The organism is Aliivibrio sp. S4MY1 (assembly GCF_028765545.1).
Classification (GTDB): Bacteria; Pseudomonadota; Gammaproteobacteria; order Enterobacterales; family Vibrionaceae; genus Aliivibrio.
The window spans coordinates 1-11,028 of sequence record NZ_JARACP010000027.1; the positions used below are offsets into that span (position 1 = coordinate 1).

Sequence of the window (11,028 nt, forward strand, 5' to 3'; positions counted from 1 at the left end):
CTGCCTTAATCACTAAAACCAAAGACAAACTGACAACGCCGAGTGTAGCAAATCGTGTTGATGCATTTGTTATACGAGCCTTGCTTTCGCTCCGATAAACTTGGTAAAGAACTGATTTACCAAGATTTACTGTAAAACGATTTTAATTAGACTAGCTCAATTAAGCGAGCAAAATATCCATTCACCGCCAATAACTGTGAAACGAAACAATCCCTTCTTCTTACACCATTTGTACGAATTGGTTTCAGCCTGTTTTGAGCTAATAAACCAAATATCCTCACCACAATTGGGATTGAGAATACTACGAGGAAAACACTGATTCAGGATAAAATGAGGCAAAACCATGAACAATTGAAGCGTGAATTTGTTTCTGAAATCCATAAACTTTTGGCAATAATGGCCAATTGCCGAACCTGATGAAATGAAAACTAAAAGGCAACAAAGAAAAAGGAAAACCACCTACTTTCACGCCTAAAAATCTAATGGTTCAATCGCTGAACTGAACCAAAAAACTGCATTCTCAGAGTTCGTATAACGCCGCAATAACACGTGCGAAAGACCAACTTACAAAACCAATTATACTCTAAACCGCGAATGCCGAATGTAAATAGCATCGTGTTGATTGCTTTGTTATACGAGCCTTGCTTTCGCTTCGCTTAAATTGGTAAAGAACTGATTTACCAAGATTTACTGTAAACTGAGTTTAATTAGACTAGCTCAATTAAGCGAGCAAAATATCCAATCAACAGCAATAACTGTGAAACGAAACAATCCCTTTTTCTTACACCATTTGTACGACTTGGTTTCAGCCAGTTTGGAACTGATAAACCAAATATCCTAACCACAATTGGGATTGAAAATGCTGAGAGAAAAACACTGATGCAGACTAAAATGAGGCATAACCAAAGAACAATTGAAGCGTAAGTTAGCCGCTGAAACGCCTGAATTTGGGGCAATAATAGTTCAATGCCGAACCTGATGAAATGAAAACTAAAAGGAAACAAAGAAGAAGGAAAACCACCCTACTTTCGCGCCTAAAAAACTAATGGTTCAATCGCTAAACTGAACCAAAAAACTGCATTCTCAGAGTTCGTATAACGCCGCAATAACACGTGCGAAAGACCGACTTACAAAACCAATTAAACTCCAAACCGCGAATGCCGAATGTAAATAGCATCGTGTTGATTGCTTTGTTATACGAGCCTTGCTTTCGCTCCGATTAAATTGGTAAAGAACTGATTTACCAAGATTTACTGTAAAACGATTTTAATTAGACTGGCTCAATTAAGCGAGCAAAATATCCAATCAACGACAATAACTGTGAAACGAAACAATCCTTTTTCTTACACCATTTGAACGATTTGGTTTCAGCCAGTTTGGAATTGATAAACCAAATATCCTACCCACAATTGGGATTGAAAATGCTGAGAGCAAAACACTGATGCTGGATAAAATGAGGCATAACCAAAGAACAATTGAAGCGTAAATTAGCCTCTGAAACGCCTGAATTTAGGGCAATAATAGTTCAATGCCGAACCTGATGAAACGAATACCAAAAGGCAACAAAGAAAAAGGAAAACCACCCTACTTTCACATCTAAAAAACTAATGGTTCAATCGCTGAACTGAACCAAAAAACTGCATTCTCAGAGTTCGTATAACGCCTGCATAACACGTTTGCTACTATGCGATTATACTTAAAATTGACGCCCTAAAACGAGAAACACCCGACAACCTGAGGTGCCGAGTGTAGTAAATCGTGTTGATGCGATTGTTAAGCCTATGGTAACTTAGTAAGTAACTCCTGCCACAAAACCTCGCCTTCACTACCTGCCATATTTACAGCTTCTAAATTAATACCTTGATGTAGCGCGGCGAGCATTGTGAGCAGTGAAAGCTAGAGATTTGCGCAGCGTTTAAACTGCTCAATACTCTAGCCTTATTATTTATAGCTCGGTTGGATATTCTGGAAATGGGTTTTCGTCTTTAATTTTCTTTCTTGCTTCGATACGTTGCTTATCTAACTCGCTAGCTATAACAATGTTACCTTGTAACGCTTCGTCACTGGATTCAGCACGAAGAGGATCTACAATAGTTGAGTATAAATATCGACGCTTAGAATCAACGTCAAGGACTTCTGATTGGAATTTATTTTGAATATTAGTAACCCAACCAAAATTATTAACCCATTCATCGAATCTGGTTTTAGGGGTATCTAGTGTCCATTCGAAATCAGGCTCACCAAGCTTATCTATTACTTGTGATTTGCTGCAGTTACTTTTGTCATAAACAGTTTTACCAACTAAATCTAAAATATACTTAGTTGATAAAGGATTTCCTGAATCATCAATTACATCAACAGCAACCTTAAATCCATCCTTAAATGGAAGAACCAGACCAAAATCAGTAATAGAAGAGGTTGGCAAGTGATACAGCCCACCTCTAAACACTGCATCTAATGGATTTAAATTAACAACCTTGGTTTCCTTGCACCAGTTCATATATTTCATGCAGATACACCTTAAATAATAATTGCCATCGGACGGGCTATATTTCTAACTAAAGAATCATCACCCCCAAAATATGTAGTTGGAATAGTTAACTGAGTACCTAAGCTATTCGCGCCACTTGCAACCTTACCACCACCACCGGGAACCGTTGAAGTAGGGAATGTTGAATCATGGTTATGCTCACCCACTTGCCCATCTTGCCAAGAGTTTATCTGGCGACCAACGTCAACCCCTCGGCCTTGATCTAGCACCCGCAAATACTCCCCTCGAATCTCGCCTGTATTAATATAACCACCAGAAACAAGTAGAGGATAACGAAGGGCAAGCCTCCAATAAACGGCAGTAGGTAAATTAACATTAATCTCCATAATTGCCCATTCAGGAGCGTCAACAGATAACCAATAAAACGGCATCCCAACTTGACTACCAACATAAGGTATCCACCAGAACGGGGAAGTATCATCAGACCATTGGTCATGGCGATTTAACGGGTCTTGTGGGTTTTTGTTTATACACGATAGATTAGGTCCTGCGTACATTTGCCAAATCTCTAAAGCGGCTGTAGTTGCATTAATAGTCGTGCAGGTTTCGCCTGTTGCGTATTCTCGATCGGCTCGGTATGGGGCGAACTGGCTACCGTTGCCTGCAAGTAGCTTAGTAAGGTGATCATACTTCTCTGGGTCAAACGCTACGCCATTCGCAGAAAGTGCGCCTTGAAACTCACGAATTACCGCATTAAACCAGTCTTGACCAGGATATGAAGGACGGTTATCAACTCCACTCTCGGTGAAGTATCCCGGTGTTCCTGTTCTCGGCTTTGGTGCTGGAACAGGTGATACCTGTGAACCATTTTGAAGAAAATGCATTATGCTTCCTCTTGTGGATAAATGAAGTTGTAGTACTTGCCTGCTAACTTAAATTTGTTCAATGTACATTCAAGAATAGCGGCGTTATTTGATGATGCTATTGGTGTTAAAACGTCATCCAAACACGTCGAATAGGTTTGAGTAATTCCGTATACAGTTATTTGAATTACGTTTCTTAAACTCTCTTCATAAAGTGGGTAAGTGCAATCACGTAAACAGTGGTGTGGGTACACCTCATCAACTGAAATATCAAAGCCTAACTTAGCGGCTAGTTCTTCAATGTTCCATGCTTGCAAACCGCCTTTACGGTGGTATTTTTCTATTACTGCGTTACGTCTTTCTTCGAACGTTTGGTATTGAACGAAACACTCTGGAAGCCCTAAATATACTTCCCATTCTTCTAGTATTTCAATCGTTGTTTCTGGGCGCATTTCAGAGAGTAAACCCGCTGCTTTTTCCTCTACTATTTGTAAGCGTGGCGCATACCCTGAAACGTATTTATATAACTTTCCTGACGTATCCGTAGGCCAAGCTAAACCACGTGGCATTTGCTGTTGAAGCGCACTTGTCCATGCTGCTATAGAGTGCCCCATGTGATGGCTCCTATTGTGTTTAGTTCCTCAGTTTGAGCAGGAACATCAGCAGCTAAATCGATCGTATAATTATTAATGCCAGGCGTAGAACCAATGGCGGTTCCAAGGCTATTTTTATACATAGTTTGCCCTGGACTTAACGTTTGAGTAAAAGAGCGGATACTCTGTTCGACAGCGGTTCTATTGTCTGGCGTATCTGGTGAAATAATCACATCAATATCGGTAGTTTTTAACATTAATTGAATTGCTATTGCTTCAATTCCTGCTGGTCTACCAACGTCAGATCCTGTTGATGGGTCAGCATGACGAAAGATATAATCATTCATTGCTGCATAATCGGAATAGGTCGGTAAAATATCTTCTCTATCATCAAAAACAAACGCGTAGCCAACAGTAGAACCGCCTTGATAAAAATCGACTCCCCACGCTCTACTTACGCCCGGAACTTCACGACACCAAGCTACATAATCGAACGCAGCGCCACCCATTGGAGGATTACGTTTTCTGAACAATAAACGGTCTAAAACAGAGGCGATTGATTCGTCTTCTGCACCGCCAATAATGCCGTTTGAAATGCCGTTTGGTTGAATACCAGGAACCGCAGAAACCAAGGTTAATATCTCGCCTGAAACCAAGTTACCAGCAACACCAACTTCATCCGCTTGAACCGTAACAATGACCGTTCCATTTGATGGTGGCTCGGCAATCGTTACGCTATAAACACGACCGTCTTGATGGCTTAATTTAGTACCGACAGGAACCGATGAATTACCCGTTAAAGTAACAGGGCCAACGGCATAAGTGGCAAGCTTTTGAATGACACCTTCATAACGAGCGGTATCAATAATTGTTTGGTCTTCTGACTCTGAAGTCGGGATAATTTGGCGAACAACAAACGTGATGTAATCGTATAAATCACGAACACTTCCGCTCACTGCAACGTTGAGCGCTTGCTCTATACCAAACTTTGGTAACACTTCATCTAACGACGCTTCAAGGTCAATTAAACCGGTATCAATGAGTTGTCGAAGAGTAGGAACGCTATAAGGCATATTGAATATCCCATTGTTTTGAGACAGTCAGTGTAATGACACTATCGTCTGGTTTAGTGATAACCACAGTAAGTGCAAGCACTTGAAATTGGGGGATAGATCCAGTAACAGAAACCGACTTAGCCGTTACGCCATCACCGCTGTCTACAAGCATCCAAGCTAGGCACTCTTCAGCGTATTTAACGGCACGATTACGAACGTCAGTGGTGAGTTTTTCGCGGTAAAGAAGCCAGAGGCGAGAGCCCCATGGTTCGTCATAAAAGGTATCGCCAGGCCACCCGCGTCGGTCGTTAGAATTATCTGGCAATATGTCTGAATCGTCAGCCCTTGCATCGGTAAACATAGAGATAAAAACAAGAGCGGTAAGTGTGTCATCTTGAACACTTCCGCTCTCTATAATTACTCCTGCGCTGTCATATACGATGCGTGCGCTCATCTGCTATCTACCCAATTGGTGGCGAAGTATTTGACCCTCCTGCATTGTGGTAGTGTCCAAGATAAGAGAAATTACCTGCTGATAAATCAGCGCCAGTAATAACACCATTTGAAGTTATCCCACCATCTGCAAACATTCCCAAATCAGTTGAGATGCCGCCAGTAACATGAAGAGGGCCTTGAATTAAGGTCTCAGGGGATATAATAGTAAAGGAGTTAGACGCTTCAAGAATAACGTCAGTTGATGAAATGCGAATTTTTCCGTCTTTGGTGAGAGTGATTCCGTGACCTTCAAGATGGTAAAGCATTACCGCCAATTCTTCCAGATTTTTAGGTCTGCATTCTTTGTCTTCGACTGACACTGCCACCAATCCAGAGCGCATACCAGAAGTAGCAACGGCGATCACTTCACTGCTTTTTGGAGGGACAGAAGTCACGCCGTAGTTCTGGAATCTTTCCATATTATCGAGCGCTTCATCAGCAAAACCAATGACCTGAATGTTTTGACGATTAGTACCATCGTTTACCAAGGTTACAATGCCACGCGCCACAATTAAACTTAAACGGCGGCGGATGGGTGCCAATAACTTTTCAATCATTCTATTGTTCATAATAAGCCTTAACGTTCAACGACTGCGCCAGACCATCCAGCGTCTAATTTGGTTTCTTTCTCAATCGATGCGGGGATATCCATTGCTTCACGTGGGATAACACCAATCACGGTTAATCGGCCCGAATCATCTTCACTGAACATGATAGTCTTAATCAATAAATTGCCGTTAATGCCTTGAATCGAATCTTTCACCGTGACCAGCTTGTTGGTTTCCCAAAGCTTACCGCCTTCCGACATTCTCCACCCTGTTACCGTAATCTCTGACGTATTTGATTCACCAATGCTGCGTTGACGTTCCCACTGTCCGCGCTTGCTTGCGCCTTCTGCTGTTGATATCTCATCATTCACAATAATCTTAGGGCGATAACGGGTAATGTCTTTATCCGTTACTTCTGCTTTTTGCCCACCAATCGCGGTAACAGCGGTATTGTCCCACTCCGAGCCGCCACCGTAACCTGTGGCTTTAACGATGAACTTACTAAAGCGATCACGGCGAGAGAATCGACCACGTGCTGCTTTAATGTTTTCACCCAACACAAGCGCAGTGGGTAGCACTTCATTGCTTGCTTTGGTTAGTACAAGATTGCCGTAAACATCACTGGTTAGCATAATGCCACGTTGCTTTGCTAAGCGAGTAAGCAGCTCGTGACACGTTTCGCCTTGCTCGATAGCCACACGACTAAACAGCTCACCAACGGGTGAATTAACTACCACGGTAATGTTAAACGGCTTGCATATCTCTTTCGCTATTTGAGCTAAATCAAGATTAAGAAATTGAGAATGACCAACCACCGAGCAATCCACCAAGTCGCCCGTTTTATCACGACCACTTACTGCAATGGTTACTTCTGATTCGTCATAGCTTGGGATCCAATCATCAATAAAGCCTGTGATAACTCGGTCCGTTCCTAACTCAACAACGCAGCTATCGCCTTCATTAATCGGTTTATCAATCGCGTTCTCTAAGTCCCAAGTGAGACTTAACTCAAAGTCGCCCGACATCGCATCAAGCGCTCTGGTGATTTTAACCTTAGTCCAGCCAGAATAAACACGGCCATTAATTTTTAATAAAACCTTATCCATTAATTACCTCGACAGGTTCATTGGCTTGAATGAAGGATGGATTCTTCAACCCATTACGACGCACAATGCTTTGTCTTAATTCGGTATTTCCTGTTTCTCTCCATGCCACCAATGCAACAGGGGTGGTAATGATTGGCGTATAAATACTAAGTTGTGGCAGCAGCTCGGCACGCTCTTTGGTATCGCTTAGTACTGCTTGGCGTAAAATACGAAACTGACGCCAGACTGAAGAACTGCCAGAATCAACCGCTTGAGCCGCAAGCTCTGCTAACTCGTCCGCTATCTTATAACCAATGTTTCGTAGTTGTTGACCAGTAAGAACGGCTTGGCTGTCTGCGCCTGTTAACCCTGTGATCACTTCTACTTTTGGTGATAAATCTTGAACAAGAATCGAGTCACCCAAGGCTGAGGCTTTAGAGACAACGGCGGATTCAAGCACCAATATTTTAAAGGTCTCACTATTTTTAATGATATCGGCTTGAGTGATAGGGTTTGCGCTGTTCGGTACAGAGCTTGCGTTAGTGCCATCAGTGACGATGTTATTGGTTAAGCCACCCGTTATTGCTAACTCTGCTCGTGCTCCATCCCAACGGTTTCGTACTTGGTCATAAACTTCGAGTGAACGAATAGGATCCTTAACCACGCTTTTTACGTCTTCTAGTAAGCCCATTACTTCACGGGCTAATTCACCAGGATACGCAAGCAGTTTACCCACCGAGTCTTTTACTCGAATCAGGCGATCTGTCCATTCTCTTAATTCAGAAGGTAATGACGGCAAACCACGCGTGAACTCCTCCATGTCATCCAAGAACGCGTCAATCATATCGCCTGCACCTAACTCTGCGTCTTCGTTCCATTCTTTTTCAAAAGCATCATTGCTTGCTTCTTGGCTTGCTGCTGATTCGGCTTTAACAACATGAACCGTATCAACACTTGCAACGGGGAATAAGGCTTTGCCTGCTTCAAATACTTCAAAGCTAAAGGTGGCGATGCCATCTTCTTTATTAACAAGTTTATGGCTTACTTTGCCCACTTGAACTTGCTGCACACCAAACCAAGGGTGAATTAACTCACACGCGCCTGGCTTATTTAATGCAGCAAGAATATCGACGAGTTCTTTAACGTAGTTATCACCAACCACTATTCCAGTGATGGTTTGATTGGTAAGCACTGCGCCGTTGTCTTCTGTCCAGCCTGTGTTTCTTTTTGGGTAAGCATGAGGAACAGCACGACGGCCAGAGTTGCCGTCTGCGTCTTCAAGTTTAAATTCAATGCCACGAATAGAGGCCATTAAACGGGTTTCAAACGACATTTAAAGCTCCTTTAATTTCTGCCATTATCAAGATTGATTGAAATAGTTGGTGAGCTGGCTGATTGAGTTACTTGGATACGGTCATCAGATACTTTTATATCGAGACCAATATTTGCAGCGCCTGCGCTTTTTGAAGAACCACCAAAGAAACCTTTGATATCGTCAAACACATCAAGCAACCCTGCTGATACTGGGAAGTTATCCGGAAGCTGTGAAGCATCAACACTGCTTTTTCGTCTTACATCAAAAGGGCTAAACGCTTGAGCATTAGATGCGATTGACTCACCTGCTTGATAAAGGATCGCACCAGATAGAACACTGGCCGCGCCAGATTTAATGAGACTTGATGTTTTAGATTTAGGTTGATTAGATGTTGGACCACCGCCACCGCCAACAGGACCGCCACCCATTCCGCCTGCACCCATGTTCACAACATAAACAGGCATCGCACCTAAGTCTTGCATTCCACCTGCGCCAGAACCGCCACCCTTTCCTCCTTTCCCGAAAAAGTCACGAGTTGTGTTTACAAAGTCCATTCCTTTCTTTGCTGCGATAATGCCACCAATGGCGATTACAGCGGTTTCACCCCATTTTAACCAATCGTCAATGGTTTCGCTGTCTACGCTATTTATCGCATCTGCAACGTCTTGGATTGGTTGGGCAAGTTTGTCATTCGCTATTTTATTGAAAGTGTTATTCATTGACGACATCGCACTGTTAAACGTGGCGGCGTTAGTCGCTGCTGCCTTTTGCGTTGCACCTAGCTCGGCAGTGCCTGACGTCATTTTCATTAATAGGTTTTTATTCTCTTCTGAGTAAAGAGACGTTAAGCCACTGATAGCGGTGCCATCAAACACATCGCCTAACTTCATTGGATCGTTCTGGGCTTTGTCTAAGATCTCCATTAATAATTCAACGGGCTCTCTTAGCTCTTTGGTTCCTTTCTTGAAGACCTCAATACCTTGTTGATCTAAAAACTCAACTTTCTTTTTATCTTGAAACGCTGAGAACACTGCCTCGATAGACGTTACTGATTCGTCGGCACTGCCTTTTGTTTTAGCAAACAGTTGAACCAACCCTGCCATTTGTGAAATGGCTTGTGGCCCTTTGCCTTGATAAACTGAGAATAACTTTTCTGATACGTTAGCCAAGTCACTTACGTTAACGCTACCAACCGCAAACTGACCGTATAAGTCATCAATGGTGTTCATTACATCGGTTGACGATTTAACGCCTTTCTCACGGAACTGAGCAAAGATAGCAGCGGTAGATTGTGCATCGGCCCCGAACGCTTGCATGAATAAGCCCATGTTCTCTAGGTTGTCATTTACAAACTCTAGATCACCGGTCTTTGCTAGCAGCTCATCAACCCCTGACGCTAAATCGGTAGTTGCAACGCGAATGTCTTTTTGATTTGAAACACCTTGAATAGAAGCGGTAAGCATATCGACTTGCTCCGCGCTTAACATGGCGTTCGTTCCGATACGTGTCATTTGGGCTTCAAACGCGGCGACGTTCTTAACCGCAGTGCCAGCAACAACCGTACTGGCAAAACCAACATAACGGTTACCAAGCGTGTCAATGCCACGGCCTGCGGCTTCGGATGATTTTTTGATAATACCCATGGCGCGTTCGTTTTTCTTTGCGAACTCCGACATGTTCGCGCCATATTGTTTTGCTTTTTGAGATAGGTTACCAGCGAGATTAAGAACAATATCGGTAACTAATTTATTGGACATTCTGTAGTTCCTTAAGCTGATAGTACAACTTTAATAACCGACGAACAGGAAGGGGAGATAAGGCACTTACTGGGAATCTGCCACTCATGGCAAGCAGCAGATTCTGACATTTATCAGGAAGCGCCTTGAGGTCGCCCCCGTTGTTCAAACTCCTTCATTAACATTTTATCAAGCAGGCTAGTTTGCTTTTGAAGTTCATTTAAATCACCCGGCGATAACTTACGAAGCTCTTTGATTTGAAGCGGCCCTTGAAAGCTGCCAATATATTCAACTTGACGAACAAGCATCTCCAAACCCATAACAACATCAGAGGTATAAGCAACGGCAACACCATTCTGAACAACGATTTTCTCAGCCGCCATTTGTGCGTCTATCAAATCGCCACTGCTTAACTCTTTTAAACCCACTTCAAAATGGGTTTCTTCACCCATCTTGAAGCCGTCTTTTAAAATAAAGGTCATTTGTGCCATTAGGTTTTACTCACTTTGTTGCCTTGGAACACAACGTTAATATCACCAGAGTCGGACAACGTTGCAGGTCCTTGCGGTGCAGAGTCTGTCATCATGTAATCAACGCCGTTATCGCCTTCCCATGTTAACGTGGCAAATTCGATCGCGTTAATTTCAAGTACATCGACATCTTCATCCGCCGCAATCACCATCGTAATCGTTGGTACTGTGTACTCTTTTGACTGACCCCACACACGACCAGGTCCGACTTTTGGTGTTCGAGTGTATCCACCCGGATTTAACTGTGACCCTTTTGTGGTTTTGAATTGTTTTCCGTTATGACGGACAACCACTTCACCGAGAATTGATCCCATAAT

11 protein-coding genes are annotated in these 11,028 nt (G+C 42.9%); all 11 read right to left on the reverse strand.

Features of this window, described 5'->3' with window-relative positions; all coding sequences use genetic code 11:
• Positions 1 to 1,945: 1,945 nt before the first annotated feature.
• Positions 1,946 to 2,509, reverse strand: a complete 564-nt coding sequence (locus PVK71_RS19045; protein WP_274420811.1) for a hypothetical protein — start codon at positions 2,507 to 2,509, stop codon at positions 1,946 to 1,948.
• 11 nt (positions 2,510 to 2,520) lie between these two features.
• The gene (locus tag PVK71_RS19050) at positions 2,521 to 3,375 is read right to left on the reverse strand and encodes a hypothetical protein (protein ID WP_274420813.1); all 855 of its coding nucleotides are present in this window, start codon (positions 3,373 to 3,375) and stop codon (positions 2,521 to 2,523) included.
• Complete coding sequence (locus tag PVK71_RS19055; RefSeq protein WP_274420815.1) at positions 3,375 to 3,968, reverse strand: YmfQ family protein; 594 nt, start codon at positions 3,966 to 3,968, stop codon at positions 3,375 to 3,377. The genes PVK71_RS19050 and PVK71_RS19055 overlap by 1 nt, the downstream gene beginning before the upstream one ends.
• Entirely contained in the window at positions 3,953 to 5,020 is a 1,068-nt protein-coding gene (locus PVK71_RS19060) for a baseplate J/gp47 family protein (RefSeq protein WP_274420817.1), read from the reverse strand. The genes PVK71_RS19055 and PVK71_RS19060 overlap by 16 nt, the downstream gene beginning before the upstream one ends.
• On the reverse strand, positions 5,010 to 5,456 hold the full coding sequence (locus PVK71_RS19065) for a phage GP46 family protein (RefSeq protein WP_274420819.1): 447 nt from the start codon (positions 5,454 to 5,456) through the stop codon (positions 5,010 to 5,012). Before PVK71_RS19065 ends, PVK71_RS19060 begins: the two co-directional genes overlap by 11 nt.
• 7 nt (positions 5,457 to 5,463) lie before the next feature.
• Positions 5,464 to 6,066: a phage baseplate assembly protein V gene (locus tag PVK71_RS19070; RefSeq protein ID WP_274420821.1), complete on the reverse strand. Its 603-nt coding sequence runs from the start codon at positions 6,064 to 6,066 to the stop codon at positions 5,464 to 5,466.
• Positions 6,067 to 6,074: 8 nt separating this feature from the next.
• Positions 6,075 to 7,151: a phage baseplate assembly protein gene (locus PVK71_RS19075; protein ID WP_274420824.1), complete on the reverse strand. Its 1,077-nt coding sequence runs from the start codon at positions 7,149 to 7,151 to the stop codon at positions 6,075 to 6,077.
• Complete coding sequence (locus PVK71_RS19080; RefSeq protein ID WP_274421894.1) at positions 7,144 to 8,463, reverse strand: DNA circularization protein; 1,320 nt, start codon at positions 8,461 to 8,463, stop codon at positions 7,144 to 7,146. Before PVK71_RS19080 ends, PVK71_RS19075 begins: the two co-directional genes overlap by 8 nt.
• 11 nt (positions 8,464 to 8,474) lie before the next feature.
• A complete protein-coding gene (locus tag PVK71_RS19085; protein ID WP_274420828.1) occupies positions 8,475 to 10,202 on the reverse strand; it encodes a phage tail tape measure protein in 1,728 nt (575 codons plus the stop codon).
• 113 nt (positions 10,203 to 10,315) lie between these two features.
• Positions 10,316 to 10,672: a phage tail assembly protein gene (locus PVK71_RS19090; RefSeq protein WP_274420831.1), complete on the reverse strand. Its 357-nt coding sequence runs from the start codon at positions 10,670 to 10,672 to the stop codon at positions 10,316 to 10,318.
• Positions 10,672 to 11,025, reverse strand: a complete 354-nt coding sequence (locus PVK71_RS19095; RefSeq protein ID WP_274420833.1) for a phage tail tube protein — start codon at positions 11,023 to 11,025, stop codon at positions 10,672 to 10,674. The genes PVK71_RS19090 and PVK71_RS19095 overlap by 1 nt, the downstream gene beginning before the upstream one ends.
• Positions 11,026 to 11,028 lie beyond the last annotated feature (3 nt).

Bases quoted from the DNA above. Each gene is read 5' to 3' on its own strand.
- PVK71_RS19050 (WP_274420813.1), bottom strand. From the start codon at position 3,375: ATGCATTTTCTTCAAAATGGTTCACAGGTATCACCTGTTCCAGCACCA.
- PVK71_RS19045 (WP_274420811.1), bottom strand. From the start codon at position 2,509: ATGAAATATATGAACTGGTGCAAGGAAACCAAGGTTGTTAATTTAAAT.
- PVK71_RS19070 (WP_274420821.1), bottom strand. From the start codon at position 6,066: ATGAACAATAGAATGATTGAAAAGTTATTGGCACCCATCCGCCGCCGT.
- PVK71_RS19090 (WP_274420831.1), bottom strand. From the start codon at position 10,672: ATGGCACAAATGACCTTTATTTTAAAAGACGGCTTCAAGATGGGTGAA.
- PVK71_RS19080 (WP_274421894.1), bottom strand. From the start codon at position 8,463: ATGTCGTTTGAAACCCGTTTAATGGCCTCTATTCGTGGCATTGAATTT.
- PVK71_RS19075 (WP_274420824.1), bottom strand. From the start codon at position 7,151: ATGGATAAGGTTTTATTAAAAATTAATGGCCGTGTTTATTCTGGCTGG.
- PVK71_RS19095 (WP_274420833.1), bottom strand. From the start codon at position 11,025: ATGGGATCAATTCTCGGTGAAGTGGTTGTCCGTCATAACGGAAAACAA.
- PVK71_RS19055 (WP_274420815.1), bottom strand. From the start codon at position 3,968: ATGGGGCACTCTATAGCAGCATGGACAAGTGCGCTTCAACAGCAAATG.
- PVK71_RS19085 (WP_274420828.1), bottom strand. From the start codon at position 10,202: ATGTCCAATAAATTAGTTACCGATATTGTTCTTAATCTCGCTGGTAAC.
- PVK71_RS19065 (WP_274420819.1), bottom strand. From the start codon at position 5,456: ATGAGCGCACGCATCGTATATGACAGCGCAGGAGTAATTATAGAGAGC.
- PVK71_RS19060 (WP_274420817.1), bottom strand. From the start codon at position 5,020: ATGCCTTATAGCGTTCCTACTCTTCGACAACTCATTGATACCGGTTTA.